This window comes from Wenzhouxiangella sp. XN201, from assembly GCF_011008905.1.
Lineage (GTDB): Bacteria > Pseudomonadota > Gammaproteobacteria > Xanthomonadales > Wenzhouxiangellaceae > Wenzhouxiangella.
In genome coordinates this window covers 42,726-61,527 of sequence record NZ_JAAIVI010000017.1, presented here as the reverse complement: position 1 = coordinate 61,527, position 18,802 = coordinate 42,726, and the positions used below count along the sequence as shown (strand labels likewise).

The following is an 18,802-nucleotide window of genomic DNA, read 5'->3' as shown; positions in this document are numbered from 1 at the left end:
CTAGGATGCCATCGACCAATACTGCGCTAGACCTTGAGCTGCTCCGACGTCGTTGTGCACGCTGCGATTTGCGCGAGCTGTGCCTGCCCGCCGGCATGGGCAGCGACGATGTCGAGCGCATCGACCAGATGGTGGCCGACCGCGCAAACCTGGCCACCGGCGACACGCTCTATCACGCCGGCTCGCCCTTCCGCGCGCTGTATGTGGTCAAGTCCGGCTCGCTCAAGACCCAAGCGGTGTCCGAAGGCGGTGAATTGCAGATTCTCGGATTCCATCTGCCCGGCGAGCTGCTCGGCTTCGATGCCCTGGCCAGCGAAAGCCACCAGTGCAGTGCCGAAGCGCTTGAAGCCTCCAGCATCTGCCGGCTGCCGTACTCCGAGCTCGAACGCATCAGCGCTTCGGTGCCCGGGCTGCAGCGCCAGTTCATGCGCCTGGTCAGTCGTGAAATGGGCGACGACCACGTCCACATGGCGATGATGGGTCGCAATCAGGCGATCAGCCGCCTGGCCTTGTTCCTGCACAGCCTGAGCAAGCGCCACGCCCGCCTGGGGCGACGCGACGACGTCATCACCCTGAGCATGTCGCGCGCCGACCTGGCCAACTACCTGGGCCTGGTGCTGGAAACCGTCAGCCGCCTGTTCGGGCGAATACAGGACATGGGCCTGATCGAGGTCAGGCGGCGCGAAATCAAGATTCTCGACGCCGAGGGCCTCAAGAACCTGGGCGATCACTGAGAAACTTCCGAACCTTCGTTTGACCGGCGTCAATCGGCGCCTGCCCCATCACTGAAATACTGGCTCCAGGATTCATGCATCGTGGAGGCAACATATGGATCGCCTGTCCCATTTCGTACTTTTTGTCTGCGCGCTGGCGCTGGCCGGCTCGGCCGCCGCGCAGTCCGACTCCTGGGAACCGGTCATCGACCTGCGCTACCGCCTCGAGCTCGTCGACGATGACCGCTTCAGCGAGGACGCCACGGCCTCGACCCTGCGCGCCCGGCTGGGCGTGGTCAGCCCGGAGTTCTCGGGCTGGCGCTTTGGCCTGGTCGGGCACGCCAATCGCCATGTCGGCAGCGAGGACTTCAACTCCACCGCCAACGGCCGCACGGACTACCCGGTCGTGGCCGACCCCGACGACGAGCACCTCTCGCAGGCCTGGATCGGCTACCGGGCCAATGAGCGCTTCGAGGCCCGCATCGGCCGCCAGCGCCTGATCGAAGACAACGTCCGCTTTCTCGGCAACGTCGGCTTTCGTCAGCTCGAACAGACTTTCGACGCGATCACCCTCGGCTGGCAACCGGCCGAAGACTGGCAAGTGGACCTGCGCTGGCTCGACAAGGCCCATCGCGTCTTTGGTCCGTCCAATCCCAACCCGCTGCTCGCCGAAGCCGAGCTCAATGCCTGGATGGGCACACTCACGCGCGACTTTGGCCCGGTCAAGTCGGCGCTCTATGCCCACCGCATCGCCTTCGACGACCGCCCGGCCTCGCACCGCAACCTCGGCCTGCGCCTGACCGGCGATCTGCCGGGCGACCAGGGCTTCGGCTACCGGGTCGAGTTTGCGCGCCAGGACGGCATTCGCGAGCTCGACGCGGTTTCGGGCCAGAACTACATCCACCTGCGCCTGCAGCAGAAGCTGGAACGCTGGCACTGGTTCGCCGGCCACGAACGCCTGGGCGGCGATGGCAACTACGCGTTCCAGATGCCGCTGGCCACCCTGCACGCCCACAATGGCTGGACCGACCAGTTCCTGACTACGCCGACCGACGGCCTCTTCGATACGTATGCTGCCGCCGGCACCACGCTCGGCCAGTGGACCGGCCTCGTCAAACTGCACGACTTTCGCAGCGACCGGGACTCTCGCAGCTATGGCCGCGAGTTTGGTCTGATGATCAAACGCCCGCTTGTCGCCGGATTGTCGGCAGAAGTGAAAGCAGCCCGCTTCAACGGCGACAGCAGCAATGGCCACCCCGATGTCACCAAGGTCTGGTTCACCCTCAACGGAAATTGGTAGGCAGCACTCGGCGGATTTTCAGCACCTTGCTCGTTAGGAACATTCGAATTTCGGTCATTCGAATTTGTTTGTAATTTGGTGCTTGGAATTTCGAATTTTGAAGTTCATTTACAGCCACCAGTGCTCAACCCGATCGTCGGGACTTCCGTGATAAGCCACCTGCGCCTGAAACAATTCCGCCGTGGCCAACGCGTCGGTCAAGGCGTGGTGGGGTGCATATTCGGGCAGGCCGTAGCGCCGACGGCAGTCGGCCAGGCGCCAGGAGTGACGCCCGCGCGCCAGCCAGGTCAGCGGGTTGAGGCTGACCCGGCCGCGGATACGCTTTTCCATCTGCAGGGTATCAATCAACGGAAACAGCAGGCCCTCGCCGAAACGGCGCTCGAAGGCCCGGTAGAGGAAGGGCCGCTCGATGGCCTGATAGTGCACCACCAGCACCTGACCGGCGATGGCGTCGAGCAGGGCCTCGGCCAGGCTTTCGAGGTCGGGCGCCGATTCGATTTGCTCGTGGGTAATCCGATGGATGGTGATCGAGCGTTCCTCGACCTCGCGGCGTGGCCGCACGACCCAGTAATGTGACCGGCTTGTCTGGATACGCTTCAGGTTGAACGGCACCAGGCCAATGCTGACGATGCCGTGGCGGCGTGAGTCGAGGCCGGTAGTTTCCAGATCGAGCGCCATCAACGGCACCTGCTCGAGCGGGGTGTCCGGCGCCACCGCGCCGCGGGCATAGTAGTCGCGCAGCAGCGGCTGACGCGATTTTTCGGCCAGGGTTTCAAACTTCGCAGCCCAGTCGGCCGGCTCGTTCTTCTTGCTGTTACCCGGAATGAACACAAGCGCTCAGACTCGAACCGGCCGGTAGCGAAAACGGATGAACTTCTGCGCGTTCGACAACACCTTGAAAGCGTCCTTGAGGCTGCGCCGCTCGAAAGCCGACAGGGTTTCCGGGTCGATGTTGTTGTTCGGCTCACCGCCGCGCTCGACATCCCAGGCCTGGTGGCGGGCACGCACGATAGAAATGAACTCCAGCGAATCGCGCAGATCGGCGGCCATGTTTGCGGTCAGGAAACCGGCCGCCACGCAGTCGTCGAGGCGCTTGAAGGCGTTCTGCGAGCGGGAAGCAGAAGCCAGAGCGTGTACCCGAATGACGTCGATCAGGGGCGCGGTGCCGCGGCGCTTGAGATTGATCGAATTGGCGTGGCGCCCACCCTGTTCGAGAACGAAGTCGCGGAAAAAGCCCAGCGGCGGCGTTCGGTTCTGGGCATTCTGCGCCAGACAGCCGAGAAAGGCGGGTTCGGCGCTGGCCTCTACCGCGATCAGCTCATTGAGTTCGTCGGCCATGCTGGTCTGGCCCGCCACGCCGTCGAGATCGAAGAAGATCGAGCTGTGCAGCAGGCGTTCGGCATTGGGCCGGTGAATCCATTCCATGAACTGCTTCTTCCACGCCGACAGGGGCTGGCGCCACTTCTTGTTGGTGGCCATGATGTCGCCCGTGCAGTAGACGTAGCCCGCGCGATCGAGCCCATCGCTGACGAACTGCGCCAGCTTGAGGAAATAGTCATCGTGGCGGGCCGGATCGAAGGCATCGTCGAGCACCATGGCGTTGTCCTGGTCGGTGAACAGGAACTGCTCGTCGCGCGCCATCGAGCCCAGGGCCAGAAAACAGTAGGGAACGGGCGGTGGTCCGAACTGTTGTTCGCCCAGTTCGAGCAGACGCTGCTTGAAGCTGCGGCCGATGGTCGCCATGGCGCTGCCGATCATGTGCGTATTGGCATCTTCCTCGACCATGCGTACGAAACTGGCGGCCACCGCGGGTCTGAGCGCCTCGAGGCCCTCGACGCTGTTGCAGTGGAAGATGTTGCGCACGACGAACAGGCTGTTCTGGGTTTCATGGTGAATGATATCGGCCAGGTCGAGCACGCCGATTGGCTGTTGATGGTGCAGCACCGGCAGGTGGTGCACGTTCTCACGCAGCATGATCAACAGCGCCTCGAACAGGTAGCAGTCGTCCTGGATACTGGCGACCCGACCGGACATGGCCTCGCTGACCGGCGTGTCCGACGGCAAGCCCTGGGCGACAATGCGCCGCCTCAGGTCACTGTCGGTCAGAATGCCGACCAGCTCCGGCGACTGCACACGCGCAGCCGCCTCGATGTCATCCTTGACCACCAGCACGGAGGTGATGCGCTCTTCGGTCATCAACCGCGCTGCTTCTTCGACCGTGGTCGAGGCCGTGACGATTACCGGTCGGTGACTGACGAGCTTGCCGGTACGCAGCGTCAGCAAGGGATTGTCGCCGCCACTGCGCGCCGCAGCCTGGCGCAGGCGGGTGCGATCCTCGACCTCGACGTAGTCGGCGAAAGCGGTGTTGCTGTCGAACAGATTGCGGAACAGATCGCCGGGGATGAAGTAGATCAACGTATCTTCGAGCGCCCGCGCAGGAAAACGGGCGCTGCGCCGGGTCAGTAGTCCGAGCTGGCCAAAGATGTCGCCCTCGCCCAGGCGGTTGTAGAGCTCGCCGCTACGCCGAAAGAGCTCGACCGAACCGCTGCGGATATAGTGCAGGTCATTGATCTCGTCACCGAGCGAAAGGATATCGGAGCCGGCCCGGAAATAGGCCACCTCCACCGATTGCGCCACGGCCGTGAGTTCGTCCTCGGCGAGAAAACTGAACGGCTCGCGCTGGCGCAGATGATCGCGAATCTCGATCTGCTCGATTTCCATGTCCGCTCCGACTGCGCGTGTCGGGCTCATGTTACCGCGCAGCATTGAGCCGGGGCTGCACGACGCGGATAATGAGCCCATGGATGATTCATCGAAAGATCTCTGGCGCCTCGACGGCCGCCGCGCGCTGGTCACCGGTGCCAGTCGCGGCATCGGCCTGGCCATTGCCCGCGCACTTTGCGAACGCGGCGCGGAAGTGTGGATGACGGCCCGGGGGCGCAGCACCCTGGAAGAAGCCGTGGCCGAGCTGAACGCCGATGGCTTTCGCGCCCACGCGCTGGCCGGCGATGTGAGCGACGCCGACTCGCGCTCACGCCTGATCGAGTCGATCGGTGCACCCCTTCACATCCTGGTCAACAATGCCGGCTACAACATTCGCAAGCCGGCCCTGGCCTACGCCGGCGACGAAGTCCGGGACATTTTCGGCACCAACCTGATGGCCGCATTCGACCTTAGCCGGGCAGCCCATCCGGCGCTTGCGGCTGCCGGTAGCGCCAGCATCGTCAACGTCAGTTCAGTGGCCGGGCTGAAGCATCTCCGGACCGGCGCACCGTATGCGATGAGCAAGGCGGCCATGAACCAGATGACGCGCAACCTGGCCGTGGAGTGGGCCGACGACGGCATTCGCGTCAATGCCGTCGCGCCGTGGTACATCGACACACCGCTGGCCCGGCAAGTCCTCGACGATCCGGACTTCCGGGCCGAAGTCCTGGCGCGTACCCCGCTCAAGCGCATCGGCCGACCCGAGGAAGTGGCCGCGACGGTGGCGTTTCTGTGCCTGCCGGCCGCCGGTTATATCAGCGGCCAGACCCTCGCTGTGGACGGCGGCTTCAGCATCTTCGGCTTCTGAAGCGAATACCAGGGCCGGCCGGCGTCTGCACATCCGACTCCGGGCAGTTCGCTACAATGCCCGACAGCTTCCGCAAATGAGTTGATATGGCCTTACTGGCGTTCTACCTGTTTCTCGCCATCGGCGTTTCCTTTCTCTGTTCGATCCTGGAAGCGGCGCTGTTGAGCATCACCCCGGCCCATATCGCGGTGCTCAACGAGCGCGGCAGCCGCACCGGCAAGCGCCTGCGACGGCTCAAGCGCGACATCGACCAACCGCTGTCGGCGATTCTGAGTCTCAACACGGTGGCGCACACTTTCGGCGCGGCCGGGGTCGGCGCCCAGGCGCAGGTGATCTTCGGCCAGGCCTGGCTGACCCTGGCTTCGGCCATCGTCACGCTGCTCATCCTGGTGTTCTCCGAGATCATCCCCAAGACCCTCGGCGCGACCCATGCCAAGTCCCTGGCGGGCTTCACCGCCAGCGCCTGTATCGTGCTCATCTACGTCACCTGGCCGCTGGTGCAGCTGTCAAAGCAGATCACCCGCTGGCTGGCGCACGACAAATCGGCCCCGACGGTCAGCCGCGAGGAGTTCCGCGTTCTGGCTCAGGCCGGCTCGCGCGAGGGCGTGTTCGGGGAAGAAGAATCCAATATCTTCACCAATCTGATCCGCTTCAGCGCCATTCGCGTCGAAGACATCATGACCCCGCGCGTGGCTGTTGTGAAGATGCGTTGCGACCAGACAGTCAGCGAAACCATGGACTCTTCCCGGGGCATGAGCTTTTCGCGTTTTCCCGTCTACGGTGAGTCAGACGAAGACATCCGCGGCTACGTGCTCAAGACCGACATCATGCTGGCCCAGGCCCAGGGACGCGGCGAAACGCGCCTGGAAGAACTCAAACGAGAGGTCCTGTTCGTGCCCGAGTTCGTGTCGCTGCAGAACCTTTTTAGCGAATTGCTGGCGCGGCAGGAGCACTTTGCCGTGGTGGTTGACGAGTATGGTGGTCTGGCCGGGGTGGTGACGATGGAAGACGTGCTCGAAACCCTGCTCGGCATGGAGATCGTCGACGAAAGCGACACCGTTGAAGACTTGCGCCACGCCGCGCGGGAGCAGTGGAAGACCCGCGCGCGCAAACTCGGCCTGGAATTGCCGGAAACCGGGCTGCAGTCGGAAACGGAATCACCCGAACCGGACGAGGAGGAGCGAAAAGATGACGCCTAGAAAGTTCTTTTGTGCACTTTGTCTGCTACTTCTGGTGGCAGCCTGCGCGGCCACGCCGGAGTCCACGAGCCGCCTGGATATCGAGGGCGCCCACCGGCCCGAACCCGGTCGCACGATTTCCGGCCAGCCCACGCCCGCCGAACTGGTCGCGGCCGAGCGTGCCGGTGTGCGCCACGTGGTCAACGCCCGCGACATCGGTGAATTCGAGGCCTGGGACGAAGCCGAGTTGGTCGCTGCCCTGGGCATGGAGTACCACCGCGTGCCGATCGGCAGCCCCGGGGACCTCAACCGCGCCGCAGTCGAGGATTTCGACCGCATCCTGGCCGAAATCGGCGACGACCCGGCCCTGCTGCACTGTGCCTCAGGCAACCGCATCGGCGCCCTGTACGCACTACGCGCGGCCTGGATCCAGGGCCGGGATGCAGAATCGGCAATCGAAATCGGCAAGGCGCACGGCCTGACCAGCCTGGAACGGCCGGTACGCAGAAAGCTCGGCAGGAACTGAGGCGACCTTCAGTCCATTCCCGGCCGGCCTTGCCAATAGCCACTGACGGCATCCGGAACGGCTTCGGTTAGCTGGCCGGCCAGCGCCGCGCGAAAGCGCCCAATCACGGCGGACATGTTCGCCTGCTGCGGTGACAATCGCAGGATATCGACGCCAGCAGCGGCGAGGGATTCGACGTGCGGGCCGAGATCCTGCAAGGCACCGGACTGCACCTGGATGCCGTTCAAATTGAGGAATGGCCGGTCTTCTCGGGTCTGCACGAGTTGGCCTTCAGGGTGATGGATGCACTCGAAACCGCACTGATCCTTGCCGCGGCCGACCGCGCGGGCCGTAAAACAACGCGCCGAATGCGACAGGGGCACGCGACCCCAGGCCAGGATCTCGATCTCGGGCCCGTCCGTACCCGGCTCCCGGAGCTGCGACAGTTGCGCCTGCCCGAGTTCCACCGGTGCAACCATGCGAAACAGCCCCGACGCGTGCAACAGCGCCAGCGCCCGGTGGTTGTAAATGTTCACCCCCTGCCCCGTCACGAAAGGCAGGCCGCGTTCGCGACACAGTTGCACCGCCGAGAGATCACCGGCCTCGACGGCGAACTCGCCATTTTCCACGATGCGCTTGCACATCGACAGTTCGGAGGCCGCCTCGATCAGGGTCAGGGTCGAGAGCACGACCTCGTGACCGGCGGCCTTCAGGTCGCGCCCCAGTGCCAGCCAGTCGGTCAACTTGAGTTCGCGTCGCTTGGAGCAGACCGTCTCGCCCAGGTAGACGATATCAACCGGCTCGCCGGCCATCGACTCGTAGAAGGCCAGCGTCTTCTGACGCGGCCAGAAATACTGCAACGGACCCAGGGAAAGCTTCATTGCCATGCCCTTTGGTACGGCCCCAAAGTAACCTGGCTGCCTTCCGACAGGCGCGTGAGCTCGCTTTGCCATTTGGCATCCGTGGCAAATCCTTCCGGGTCGGCCTCAAGCCGATCGATGGCGGCGCGCCAGATGCGCACAACCGTGCCGACATAGGCCGGCGAACGCTGGCGACCCTCGATCTTGACTGCCGAGATGCCGGCGGCCTTCAGCCGCGGCAACAGTTCGAGGGTATTGAGGCTGGTCGGCTCTTCCAGGACGTGGGAAATCTCGTCGCCGAGCCGGTAGCGACCCTTGCAGACCACCGGATAGCCGGCCGGCTCGCCGTCGGCAAAGCGGTCGATCAGCACGCCGTTGAGGCGCGCCGTCTTGCCTTCGGGCGTTTCCTGCCAGGCCACGAACTCGGCCGGTGAGCAGACCCCGGCCAGGTTGGGTGATCGGCCGGTGACGTAGCTGGAGAGTTGGCAGCGGCCCTCGACCATGATGCACAGGCTGCCGAAGGCGAACACCTCGAGCTCGAGCGGCGTTTTCTCGGCCAGCGCCTCGACCTGCTGGATGGCCAGCACGCGCGGCAACACTGCACGCGAGATGCCGAATTGTTCGTGGAAGAACTTCAGCGCTGCCGCCGTCGTCGCCGAGCCCTGAACGGACAGATGGCGCCGGATATCGGGATGCTTCCGGGCAGCGTAGTCCATCACCGCCATCTCGGCGATGATGAGCGCGTCCACGCCCAGGTCGGCGGCCCGGTCGACCGCCGAGTACCACTGCGACAGCTTGTCGGAAGTGGGATAGGTATTGAGCGCCACGTAGACCCGGCAACCGTGCGAGCGCGCATGGGCCAGGCCGCGCTCGATATCGCGATCGGAAAAATTCAGGCCCGGGAAAGCGCGCGCATTGGTCGCGTCGCGGAACCCCAGGTAGACGGCGTCGGCACCGTTGTTGACCGCCTCACGCAGGGCTGGCAGCGAGCCGGCCGGACAGACGAGCTTGATGGGCATTGCAGTCGAACCGGGAAGATGTCGGATGCGCCACAGCTTGACCGCAACATCAAGGATTGTCCTTGATGGCCGTCAAGCCGGTCCACCAGCATCCCGAATGGCATCGACCGCCGCCAGGATACGCCCGGGCTCGTCCAGGGCATTGGGCCAGTGCGGCGAGAGGCGAATCCAGCCGTCGGGACTGGCGCAGGCAATGCCCCGTTCGGCCAGCGCCTGCGCCCAAGGCGGCGCTTGAGCCGGGTCGTCAGTGCGAACGCTGAGGATACCGGAGCGCCCCGACCCATCGCTCATCCGGGCCGATCGGAAGCCGCGCTCGATCAGGCCCGGTTCGAGCGCATCATGCCAGGCCTGTACGTGCCCGAAAATGCGCTCGATGCCGATCTGTTCGAGCAGACCGAGACTGGCTTCCAGGCCGGCGGCGCCAAGCGTGTTGGGCGTGCCCGCCTCGGCCATCAGGGCACCGGGGCGGAACGGCCGGTCATAGCGCAGTTCGCCGGGCGCGCGGGTCAGAAAGGCAAAGGCGTCCTCGTGGCTGAGCCAGCCGGCCATATTCGGCTCGAGCGCGGCGGCCCGCTCCGGTGCCACGTAGAGAAAGCCGATCCCTTCCGGCGCCATCAGCCACTTGTGCGAACCACAGGCCAGATAGTCGATCCCCATCGCCTCGACATCCAGCGGCACGATACCGGCGGCCTGGATCGCGTCGACGAACAGTTCCGTTCCGTGGCGCTTGCACAGTTCTCCCATGGTTTCGAGCGGCATACGCTGGCCGGTGGTGAACTGCACGGCGCTGACTGCCACCAGCCGCACGCCGCGCTTGAGCTCGGCCTCGAAACGTTCCAGGGCTGCGTGGCGATCGGCGCGAAAATCATCGGCCTTGAGCCAGACCAACTCCAAGTCATGCTGCCGCGCGGCCTGCTGCCAAGGTGTGATATTGGTCGGAAATTCGCCGTCGAAGACCAGCACCCGCTCGCGCGCACGCCAGGACAATCCCTGGGCGATGGCGATGATGCCGGCCGAAGTGTTGGCGGTCAACGCCACGCTGTCAGCCGGCGCGGCGATCAGCCGGGCCAGGGAATCGCGCAGGCGCTCGCGCCGCTGCATCTCCTCGCGATACCAGGCCATCCCCTGTCCGGCATAGCCGTCGAGAACCGCATCGATTGCCGCACGCACCGGCTGCGACGGCGGCGACAGCGAAGCGTGGTTGACGTAGACATCGGCTTGCAGTTGCGGGAAAAGCGCCCGGCTTTCGAGTTCGGCCTGATTAGTCACGAACAACTCCTGCTGCGGCAAATTGAAGAATGCGGTCCGTAATTGCTGTCGGTCAAGGCTGCATGGAACCGGGGCGAATAGGCTGCTATAAATCTGTGCATCAACGCACGCCGCCTCAGGAAGGGCCATGGCCGAGCATCTGCAATCGCCTCCATCCGATCTCGACGACGCCATCGCAGACGATGATCTCACGATCGTGCGCATGACAGCCAGAACGGGGGCGGCACTCGCCACACTGATCGTGCCGACCTACCACCTGATCGAGTTCATCAACGGTACCGACCCGAGCCTGCTGTGGCAGCACGCCGCCTGGCGTGCGCCCGTGCTCGTCGTTGCCTTCATCATCCTCGCTCGCTGGGCGGTCGATCCGCGCGGCCGTGGCACAGCCATCCTGCTCAAGGCGCTGTCCCTGGCCCTCATGGTGATGATTTTCGGCCTGTTCACCACGGCCTGGCTGCATCCCGACGGCGATCCCGAGCGCATGACTCGCGGCTTGATCATGACGACTTTCGCCCTGGCCCTGCTGACCCTCAAGGGCGGACGCGAACTGCTGGCCATCTACGTCGCTCCGTTCACGCTGTCGATGGTCGTGCTGTGGCGTGCGGGCGTCGACTTGACCGCGCTCGGCTTGAGGCTGGTCGACCCGCTGATGATGCTCGTCGTCGCCGTGCTCATCGCCGAACTGTTCCACCGCATTCGCCAACACTCCGCGTCGCTCAGGACCGAGCTGGTCCGCCTGGCCAGCATCGATGCGCTGACCGGGCTGCACAATCGCCGCCACCTCGATTCCCGGGCCGGCGCCGAAATGGCCCGCGCCCGCCGGCACAAGACCCCCTTCAGCGTCATCATCGGCGACCTCGACCACTTCAAGCGGATCAACGACCGCCACGGTCACAACATCGGCGATATGGTGCTGCGCCGCGTCGCCGAACTGGTGCGGCAAAACCTCCGTGAAGAGGACCTGGCGGTACGCTGGGGCGGCGAGGAATTCCTGCTGCTCCTGCCCGGCGTGGATGAAGCCGGAGCCACGCAGGCGGCGGAAAAGGTCCGGGTCATCCTGGCCGAAACCCGGCTCGATTGCGACGGGCACGAGATTCACGTCACGATCAGCCTGGGCGTGGCCGAGTATGCCGGCGAGCACGAGTTCAGGGACCTGGTCAAGCGGGCCGATGAAGCCATGTACCGAGCCAAGCAGACCGGCCGCAACCGGGTCTGCAAGGCATCGGATGGGCTGGATGCCGACTTCGAGAGAACGCCGGCCGCGTAGCCTACTCGTAAGGCCTGTTCACTCAGCGTTCGCCCATTCACGCCTGCCCCCGGGCAATATGAGAGCAGGGAACCCGTTTGACGTGGCCGACAATCATTGTCCGGCGGGCCGGGCATGGGCAACCAGTGCCGGAATCGAGCGCAACAGCGCATCGACGCGCTTTTCCACATCCGGGTCCGGAACGATCGCTTCCGGCCAGGCGCGGGCGGTCTCGGCCGGCCATTTGCGCGTCGCATCCAGACCCAGTTTCGAGCCCAGGCCGGGCTCGGGCCCGGAAAAGTCGAGCGCATCCATCGGGGTGCGATCCACGTGCATCGAATCGCGCGCCGGATCGACGTGGTTGGCAATGGCCCATAAAACCTCATTGCCGTCGCGAATGTCGATATCGGCATCGACCACCACGACGAACTTGGTGTAGGTGAACTGGCGCAGGTACGACCAGATACCCATCATCACGCGCCTTGCATGGCCGGGATAGCGCTTGTCGATCGACACCAGCGCGATGCGGTAGGAACAAGCCGCCGGCGGCAGGTAGAAATCATGCACCTCGGGAAAGATGCCGCGCAGAATGGGTACGAACAGATCGTTGAGCGCCGAGGCCAGAACCGACGGCTCATCGTGCGGCGACTTGCCCATGAAGCTGCCCTGATAGATGGCATTGCTGCGCAGCGATACCCGCTCAACGGTGAAGACGGGATAGCGGCCCGGTGCATTGTAATGGCCGGTGTGGTCGCCGAACGGGCCTTCGATGGCCGTATCGTCGGGATGAATATGACCCTCGAGCAGTATTTCGGCCCCGGCCGGTACCTCCAGCCCGGTCAGCGGCGCGGTCACGACTTCGCTTCGCGCCCCGCGCAGCAGACCGGCGAACTGCAGCTCCGACAGGGTGTCGGGTACCGGCGCGACCGCCGCCAGGGTGGTGGCCGGGTCGGCGCCGATGGCCACCGCCAGCGGAAAGGGTTGGCCGGGCCGTGTGCGCTGCCACTCGGCGAAGTCCTGTGCCCCGCCGCGATGCGCCAGCCAGCGCATGATCACGCGATTGCGGCCGATCAGCTGCTGGCGGTAGATGCCGATGTTGTGACGCCCCAGGCGTGCGTTGTGCGTGATCACCAGCCCGAGCGTGATCAATCGCCCGGCATCGCCGGGCCAGCACTGCTGGATCGGCAGCCGTGCCAAGTCGATGTCGCCGCCCTCGAGCACTTCGTCGCCGAACGCGCCGTGCTCGACCCGTTTCGGTGCCATCAGCGCGATCTGAGCCAGCTCCGGCCAGTCCGACAGAGCCGACCTGAGCGAGCGCGGCAGGCGCGGCTGCTGCAGCCGGGCGAGCAGTTCACCGAGTTCCTCGAGCCGGCCGATCGGCCGTCCACCCAGCACCGCCTCGATACGGCGGCGATGCCCGAACAGGTTGAGCAGCAGCGGATGGTCGCTGCCCACGGGATGTTTGATCAGCAGCGCCGGGCCGTGCGATGCCTGCACCCGGCGCGCCAGGGCGGTAGCCTCCAGCACCGGATCGACCGGCTCGTCGATCTCGACCAGTTCGCTCCGGTTTTTCAGATCATCGAGAAAGCCACGCAGATCGCGATAGGGCATGAGCAGAACTCCAGCCTCAACCGCGCAAGCCTAGAACGCCCGGCCGCGCGTGTCCTTGTCGGCCGTCAAGTCGGGGACTTCACCTGCGCACTGGTTTGGCAAAGGGGGGGGGTGGGCTAGACTGGGCCCGGGTTTGGCATGTACGAGGCAAAGCATGAGATATCTCTTCCAGGCGGGCACGCTCGTCTCATTCCTGCTGCTGGCCACGCTCGGCCAGGCGGCGCTGCCCGGCGGCATCAGCGGCCACTGGTACAACCCGGAGCAGTCCGGGCACGGCCTGACCATCACCCTGGCCCGGCCCGGTTTTGCCGCCATCATCTGGCACGTCTACGACGACGAAGGCAATCCGCTGACCCTCAACATCGAGGGCCGGATCAGCGGCCGCAGCATCACCGGCACCGCTTACGCCGCGCGCGGCATGGAGTTCGGATCGTTCGATCCGGCCGCGCTCGAAGTCTCGGTCTGGGGCGAGGTCGATCTCGAGTTCGACAGCTGCGTGCAGGCCACCTTGCACTGGGATTCACCGGATCCCGCCTTCGGCAGCGGTTCGATGCCGCTGGAGCGGCTCGCCTTTACCCACGGCGTCGACTGCAATCTGCCGCCGATCGATCAGTCCGCGTTCGGCCGCTACGGCGGCGAGGTCATCGAGGGCGACGATCCCGAGACAGCCGTTGCCTTCACGGGCATCGTGGATCTGGAAGGCCGGCTGTGGGGCATCGAACGGCTGCGATATCCGATCCCCAGCCCGATGTGGGCGGGCGGGCGAGTCCACCATGTGGTCCGGACGGAGCCTGCGCGGGAAGACGGCTCACTCAGGGGCCGCGCGGACTTGGTGTTTTGGACCCTGGGGGGCCGCGAGGGAAGCGACGCCCCCGGAAGCTGGCCGGAAGGCGAGCCCGGCGGCGAACTGTCCTGGCAGTCACGCGACCGCGACTTCGATCTGAGTTTTTCGCCGGCCAACGATGATCGCACCCTGGTAGCGCCCATCGACACCGCAGCGTTGGCTGGCCGGTGGGCGGTGCCCATGCAGAACCAATTCGGGGAGGCCACGGCCTGGCTCGAGATCGAGGCCGGCGGCCGGGCCTGCATCGAGATGTCGCCCTGGTACGAACCGCCGGGCGGCTGCCATTTCGAAGGCCGGATCGACGCACCCGACGGTGAGCACGGGTTGATCGATTTCGAGTTCCATCGCCCCGAGGAATCACCGGGGACGCCCCATCGCGGCCGCGGCTGGCTGACCGACGGGCCGGACGGACTCGAGCTGATCCTGACCGGCGACGGCAGCTTCGGCCTGATGGCCTACCCGGAGTCCTGACGCCGGCCGGGCTGGAATGCCGATCTCGACCCGCCGGTCGAGGTGGCGTGATCAGGCGGCGCGTCGGCCAAAACGGTCGGCGCGGTAGTCGCTGACATCCAATGCCGGCTCGCGGCCATCGAGCAGGTCGGCAAGGATCTCCGCCGAGCCGCAGGCCATGGTCCAGCCCATCGGGCCGTGGCCGGTGTTCAGATAGAGCCCCCGAAGATCGGTTTCGCCGATCAGGGGCCGACCGTCGGGCGTGACCGGGCGCAGCCCGGCCCAGAGTCGCCCGGCCTTCGGCGTCAATTGCTCGGCCAGCGCCGGCAGCAACTGCCGGGCGCTGGCGAGCAGGTTGTCGATTCGTGCCGGCGGCACAGCCCGGCGGTGGCCGGCGAAATCGGCCAGGCCGGCGACTCTTAACGTCCGCTCTCCCAGCCGCAGGGTGACAAAGCGTCGCTCGGCATCGAGCAGCGGCAGGGTCGGCAAGTTCGTGGCATCGTTGATCTCGAAGGTGGCCGAGTAACCGCGCACGGGATAGATCGGCGCCTGGACGCTGAGTGACTGCAACAGCGCTGGCGTTTCCGAGCCCGTCGCGATCACGCAGGTATCAGCCTCGATCGTGTCGCGGTTGGTCACCACGGAATGAAACTCGCCGCGTTCACAGTTGATTCGCTGCACGCCTTCGTTCAGACGCAGTTCGGCACCAGCAAGGGTCGCGCGGGCAACCACCTGGCGGGCAAAGGCAGCCGCGTCGCCGGATTCATGCGCCGGGTAATAGAGCGCACCGGCCAGTTGCTGACGAACCGGCGCCAGGGCCGGTTCGCTGGCGACCACTGCCGCGGCGTCCAGGCGCTCGACTTCACCCAAGCCCTCGACCAATCGCTGACGCAGCGCAAATGAGCGCGACAGCGCCGCCTCGGAGAAGTACAGTTGCATGGAGCCCGAGCAGGTCTGGTCGTAGCGCAGTTCGTGGGCTTCGCGCCAATGCTGCAGAACTTCGAGCGAGTAGCAGCCCAGGCGGATTGCTGCCCGGGCGTTGTATTCGAAGCGCGGGCGACGCGCCTCGAGCATGAAACGCAGGCCCCAGAAACCGATCCCCGGCAGCGCGCTCGGCGGCAGTCGCCAGGGCGCGTCGCGCCGGCCCACGTAGCGCAGCAGCTTGCCGAAAAGACCGGGCTGGTTCCAGGGCTCGGAATGTAGCGGCGTGATACCACCGCCGTTGGCCTGGCTGGTGCCCGCGGCCACGCCGTTGGCCCGGTCGATCACCGTAACCCGATGACCGCGCTCGGTCAGAGCCAGGGCGGTGGCCGCTCCGACAACGCCAGCACCGATAACGATGACACGTTTCATGGCGGCATCTTACCGATCAGAACCTTGCCCGGGTTGAGCAGTTCGTCGGGATCGAGACAGCTTTTCAGTCGCGCCATGGTATCGAGACGGACGCTGTCGGCGCGCGCGGCCAGTTCGGCGGCGCGCAGCTGGCCGATGCCGTGTTCGGCAGCGATCGAACCGCGAAAGCGCACCACCTGGTCGAAGACGATGCGATTGCAGTCGGCCTCAAAGGCGTGAAAGGCTTCGGCCGTCATGTCCTCGGGCTGGCTCAGATTGAAGTGCAGGTTGCCGTCGCCGACGTGACCGAATACACAGGGGCGAATCCCCGGCACGGTATCGGCCAGGGCGCGACTGGTCGTCTCGACAAACTCCGGAATGGCCGCAACGGGGACGGAGATATCGTGCTTGAGGCTCGCGCCGCCCATTTTCTGGGCCGGCGAGATCGACTCACGCAGGCGCCACAACAACTGCGCTTGTGCATCGCTGCCGGCGACGATGGCATCGGTGGTCACCCCCTCGTCGCTGCCGCGCTCGAGGGCCTTGACACAGGCGCCCTGCAGCCAGTCGCCGGCGAGGGCCGTGTCGGCCTGCAGCAGCAGGTACCAGGGGTGGGGCCGGACCAGCGGGTCATGTACGTCGGGCAGGTATTCGAGCACGAAATCGAGCGCCAGCCTGGGCATCAGCTCCAGCGCCGAGATCGTCTCGCCGAGCTGGTGCCGTAGCAGGCGCAGCAACACCACGGCGTGCTCGAGACTGTCGATCGCGATCAGCCCGGTCAGACTCTGACGCGGCGCCGAGACCATCTGCAGGGAAGCCGCGGTGATGATGCCCAGGGTGCCTTCCGAACCGATGAACAGCTGATTGAGGTCATAGCCGCTGTTGTCCTTGCGGAGCACGGTCAGGCCATCGAGGATGCGACCGTCGGCCAGCACCACCTCCAAGCCCAGCACCTGCTGGCGCATGTTGCCGTAGCGCACGGTCAGGTGGCCACCGGCATTGGTGGCGATGTTGCCGCCGATGGTCGCCGTGCCCTCCGAGGCCAGGCTCATCGGAAACAGCAGTCCAGCGCTGGCGGCAGCCTCCTGGACACGCGCAAGGGTGCAGCCGGCTTCGACCACCAGGCTGGCACCCTCGGCGTCGATGTCGCGAATCTCGCGCATGCGCTCGAGACTCAGGATCACTTCACGCCCGCTACCGCCCACGGACTGTCCGCCCACAAGGCCGGTATTGCCACCCTGGGGCACAATCGCCACACCGGCCTCGCGGCAGTGGGCAACCACCGCCGCCACCTGCTGGGTGCTGGCCGGACGCACCACCGCCAGAGGGCGCCGGTGATAGCGCCGGCGCGGTTCCTCGACGTGGCGCGCCATCTCGTCGAGTTCGGTGATGACACCGCCGGGACCGAGCAGGCGCTGCAACCGTTCGAGGAAATGGGTGCCGAAGGCATCGCTCATCGCGGCATTATCCCAGAGCCACACGGGTGAAGCCGAGGAAACCCGCCGCCCGGCCTGCGGTCGAAACCGACTGCGCACCCCGGGGCCCTCGCCCGGGTGCATCACTGATCAGAGGTCGCCTGGAATGATCCAGTACCGCCTGCCGACGATTTCGCTTTTGACCGGGATGCTTGCCGCCTGCAGCTGGACGGTCGATATGCGAGAAGGCCAGGGCGGCCCGGCGGAAACGCGCGCCGACAGCAACGAAGAAATTCTGGTCAGCGGGCAGCTCTCCTATCCCGAGCGCATCGCCCTGCCCTCGGACGGGCAGATGCTGGTCGTGATCCAGGCTGTCGATGAGGCAGGCCCGCTGCCGATCGCCGGCTACCGCATGGCCCTCGACGGCAGCCAGGTGCCGCTGCCCTTCGCCCTGGGTTTCCGACCCGAAACCGGTCGGCCGGTCGTGCACGAGTTGATCGCGCAGGTCCGGCATGACGACCGCCTGCTCAGACAAACCGACCCGGTGTTGCTCGGCACCGATCCCGCCAGCATCGAGCTCGGCCGGATTCACCTCAAGGCGGTCGAGGCGGCCGACTTCGGCCGGGCCTGGCGCTGCGGTTCGCATCGGGTGCGTTTCGACCGGCTCGGCACGCGGCCGCGCCTGGCCATCGATGGGCGGATCTTCGACCTCGAACAGGTGCCGGCTGCCTCCGGCGTACGCCACCAGGTTCCCGGCAATGCCGGCATCGGTGTGCACGAGAAAGGCGATGATTTCCTGGTCATTCACAACGGTGCGAGGCTGCCCGAGTGTCGAGAGGCGGCGGCCCCCGAGGTACCGCTGACCGCGCTCGGCCACGAGCCGGCCTGGCAGTTGCAAATCGACGAGACCCGTCTGCGACTGACCACGGATTACGGCGAATCCGTCATCGAGATGCCGCGCCTGTATACCGGACGCCGGGGCTGGACGACGCGCTACCGTGGTGCCGACGCCGCGGGCGGACTGATCGCCACCTTGCGCGAACGCGTCTGCCGCGATTCGGCGACCGGCATGCCGCATCCCTTCGAGGCCGAAGTGCTGACCGGCCTCGAGACCTTCACGGGTTGCGGCGGCAATCCGGCCGAGCTGCTCACCGGCGGCCGATGGCGCATCAAGCACATCGACGAGGTGCCGGTCGAAACCAAAGCCGAACTGTTTTTCGAATTCACCGATGACGGACAGGTCCGGGGCCGGGCCGGCTGCAATCAGTTCACCGCTGACTACCGCCTGACTGGTGAGCGTCTCGCCATCGAAGATCCGGCCCGCACGCTGATGGCCTGCAGCGATGCCCTTATGGCCCTCGAACAGCGCATTCTCGAGCGCCTGGCGACGGTGGATCGCTTCGAGATCAACGAGCGCGGCGGCCTCGGGCTGATCGGGCGAAATGGCCGCATCGATGCGGTTCGACCAGCGCCCTGAGCCTGCCGCGGG

16 protein-coding genes are annotated in these 18,802 nt (G+C 65.7%); 8 read left to right on the top strand and 8 right to left on the bottom strand.

The features are described 5' to 3' along the window. The first annotated feature begins 5 nt into the window (after nt 1–5). Both G4Y73_RS00900 and G4Y73_RS00895 read left to right on the top strand, forming a co-directional pair. Complete coding sequence (locus G4Y73_RS00900) at nt 6–734, top strand: helix-turn-helix domain-containing protein (RefSeq protein WP_164228475.1); 729 nt, start codon at nt 6–8, stop codon at nt 732–734. A gap of 94 nt (nt 735–828) precedes the next feature. After that, nucleotides 829–2,013, top strand: coding sequence for an alginate export family protein (locus G4Y73_RS00895; protein WP_164228473.1), 1,185 nt, complete (start codon nt 829–831; stop codon nt 2,011–2,013). 108 nt (nt 2,014–2,121) lie between these two features. Here the strand turns inward: G4Y73_RS00895 and G4Y73_RS00890 are convergent, their stop codons facing one another. Both G4Y73_RS00890 and G4Y73_RS00885 read right to left on the bottom strand, forming a co-directional pair. Continuing rightward, the gene (locus tag G4Y73_RS00890) at nt 2,122–2,844 is read right to left on the bottom strand and encodes a 3'-5' exonuclease (RefSeq protein ID WP_164228471.1); all 723 of its coding nucleotides are present in this window, start codon (nt 2,842–2,844) and stop codon (nt 2,122–2,124) included. Nucleotides 2,845–2,850: 6 nt separating this feature from the next. Then, nucleotides 2,851–4,764, bottom strand: a complete 1,914-nt coding sequence (locus G4Y73_RS00885) for a DUF294 nucleotidyltransferase-like domain-containing protein (RefSeq protein ID WP_240451111.1) — start codon at nt 4,762–4,764, stop codon at nt 2,851–2,853. 49 nt (nt 4,765–4,813) lie between these two features. Between G4Y73_RS00885 and G4Y73_RS00880 the strand changes: the two genes are divergently transcribed. The 3 genes from G4Y73_RS00880 to G4Y73_RS00870 all read left to right on the top strand — a co-directional run bounded on the left by G4Y73_RS00880 (nt 4,814) and on the right by G4Y73_RS00870 (nt 7,288). Next, a complete protein-coding gene (locus G4Y73_RS00880) occupies nt 4,814–5,584 on the top strand; it encodes an SDR family oxidoreductase (RefSeq protein ID WP_164228469.1) in 771 nt (256 codons plus the stop codon). 86 nt (nt 5,585–5,670) lie between these two features. After that, on the top strand, nt 5,671–6,783 hold the full coding sequence (locus tag G4Y73_RS00875) for a hemolysin family protein (protein WP_164228467.1): 1,113 nt from the start codon (nt 5,671–5,673) through the stop codon (nt 6,781–6,783). After that, nucleotides 6,773–7,288, top strand: a complete 516-nt coding sequence (locus tag G4Y73_RS00870) for a sulfur transferase domain-containing protein (RefSeq protein ID WP_164228465.1) — start codon at nt 6,773–6,775, stop codon at nt 7,286–7,288. Before G4Y73_RS00875 ends, G4Y73_RS00870 begins: the two co-directional genes overlap by 11 nt. 8 nt (nt 7,289–7,296) lie before the next feature. Here G4Y73_RS00870 and G4Y73_RS00865 read toward each other — a convergent pair whose 3' ends face one another. From G4Y73_RS00865 to G4Y73_RS00855, 3 genes are all read right to left on the bottom strand, one after another. Continuing rightward, on the bottom strand, nt 7,297–8,148 hold the full coding sequence (locus tag G4Y73_RS00865) for a U32 family peptidase (RefSeq protein WP_164228463.1): 852 nt from the start codon (nt 8,146–8,148) through the stop codon (nt 7,297–7,299). Beyond that, nucleotides 8,145–9,140, bottom strand: a complete 996-nt coding sequence (locus G4Y73_RS00860; RefSeq protein WP_164231155.1) for a peptidase U32 family protein — start codon at nt 9,138–9,140, stop codon at nt 8,145–8,147. The genes G4Y73_RS00865 and G4Y73_RS00860 overlap by 4 nt, the downstream gene beginning before the upstream one ends. A 78-nt stretch (nt 9,141–9,218) precedes the next feature. Then, nucleotides 9,219–10,415, bottom strand: a complete 1,197-nt coding sequence (locus G4Y73_RS00855) for an aminotransferase class V-fold PLP-dependent enzyme (protein WP_205596438.1) — start codon at nt 10,413–10,415, stop codon at nt 9,219–9,221. A gap of 127 nt (nt 10,416–10,542) precedes the next feature. Here G4Y73_RS00855 and G4Y73_RS00850 point away from each other — a divergent pair, with 127 nt between their 5' ends. Beyond that, nucleotides 10,543–11,682, top strand: coding sequence for a GGDEF domain-containing protein (locus tag G4Y73_RS00850; RefSeq protein ID WP_164228459.1), 1,140 nt, complete (start codon nt 10,543–10,545; stop codon nt 11,680–11,682). A gap of 93 nt (nt 11,683–11,775) precedes the next feature. On the opposite strand, the gene G4Y73_RS00845 is transcribed toward G4Y73_RS00850, so the two are convergent. After that, nucleotides 11,776–13,272 (bottom strand): UbiD family decarboxylase, encoded by a 1,497-nt coding sequence (locus G4Y73_RS00845; protein ID WP_164228457.1) that lies wholly within the window; start codon nt 13,270–13,272, stop codon nt 11,776–11,778. A 154-nt stretch (nt 13,273–13,426) separates the two neighbouring features. On the opposite strand from G4Y73_RS00845, the gene G4Y73_RS00840 reads away from it, so the two are divergent. Continuing rightward, nucleotides 13,427–14,587 (top strand): hypothetical protein, encoded by a 1,161-nt coding sequence (locus tag G4Y73_RS00840; RefSeq protein WP_164228455.1) that lies wholly within the window; start codon nt 13,427–13,429, stop codon nt 14,585–14,587. A gap of 51 nt (nt 14,588–14,638) precedes the next feature. On the opposite strand, the gene G4Y73_RS00835 is transcribed toward G4Y73_RS00840, so the two are convergent. Next, nucleotides 14,639–15,919 (bottom strand): FAD-dependent oxidoreductase, encoded by a 1,281-nt coding sequence (locus G4Y73_RS00835; protein WP_164228453.1) that lies wholly within the window; start codon nt 15,917–15,919, stop codon nt 14,639–14,641. Next, nucleotides 15,916–17,355, bottom strand: coding sequence for an FAD-binding oxidoreductase (locus G4Y73_RS00830; protein ID WP_164228452.1), 1,440 nt, complete (start codon nt 17,353–17,355; stop codon nt 15,916–15,918). Before G4Y73_RS00830 ends, G4Y73_RS00835 begins: the two co-directional genes overlap by 4 nt. 124 nt (nt 17,356–17,479) lie before the next feature. On the opposite strand from G4Y73_RS00830, the gene G4Y73_RS00825 reads away from it, so the two are divergent. Beyond that, nucleotides 17,480–18,790, top strand: coding sequence for an META domain-containing protein (locus G4Y73_RS00825; RefSeq protein ID WP_164228450.1), 1,311 nt, complete (start codon nt 17,480–17,482; stop codon nt 18,788–18,790). Nucleotides 18,791–18,802: the final 12 nt, after the last annotated feature.

Excerpts from the sequence above, each read along its gene's own strand:
- G4Y73_RS00825 (WP_164228450.1), top strand. The coding sequence starts at position 17,480 with ATGATCCAGTACCGCCTGCCGACGATTTCGCTTTTGACCGGGATGCTT.
- G4Y73_RS00885 (WP_240451111.1), bottom strand. The coding sequence starts at position 4,764 with ATGAGCCCGACACGCGCAGTCGGAGCGGACATGGAAATCGAGCAGATC.
- G4Y73_RS00870 (WP_164228465.1), top strand. The coding sequence starts at position 6,773 with ATGACGCCTAGAAAGTTCTTTTGTGCACTTTGTCTGCTACTTCTGGTG.
- G4Y73_RS00880 (WP_164228469.1), top strand. The coding sequence starts at position 4,814 with ATGGATGATTCATCGAAAGATCTCTGGCGCCTCGACGGCCGCCGCGCG.
- G4Y73_RS00830 (WP_164228452.1), bottom strand. The coding sequence starts at position 17,355 with ATGAGCGATGCCTTCGGCACCCATTTCCTCGAACGGTTGCAGCGCCTG.
- G4Y73_RS00895 (WP_164228473.1), top strand. The coding sequence starts at position 829 with ATGGATCGCCTGTCCCATTTCGTACTTTTTGTCTGCGCGCTGGCGCTG.
- G4Y73_RS00900 (WP_164228475.1), top strand. The coding sequence starts at position 6 with ATGCCATCGACCAATACTGCGCTAGACCTTGAGCTGCTCCGACGTCGT.
- G4Y73_RS00865 (WP_164228463.1), bottom strand. The coding sequence starts at position 8,148 with ATGAAGCTTTCCCTGGGTCCGTTGCAGTATTTCTGGCCGCGTCAGAAG.
- G4Y73_RS00840 (WP_164228455.1), top strand. The coding sequence starts at position 13,427 with ATGAGATATCTCTTCCAGGCGGGCACGCTCGTCTCATTCCTGCTGCTG.
- G4Y73_RS00835 (WP_164228453.1), bottom strand. The coding sequence starts at position 15,919 with ATGAAACGTGTCATCGTTATCGGTGCTGGCGTTGTCGGAGCGGCCACC.
- G4Y73_RS00875 (WP_164228467.1), top strand. The coding sequence starts at position 5,671 with ATGGCCTTACTGGCGTTCTACCTGTTTCTCGCCATCGGCGTTTCCTTT.
- G4Y73_RS00845 (WP_164228457.1), bottom strand. The coding sequence starts at position 13,272 with ATGCCCTATCGCGATCTGCGTGGCTTTCTCGATGATCTGAAAAACCGG.
- G4Y73_RS00850 (WP_164228459.1), top strand. The coding sequence starts at position 10,543 with ATGGCCGAGCATCTGCAATCGCCTCCATCCGATCTCGACGACGCCATC.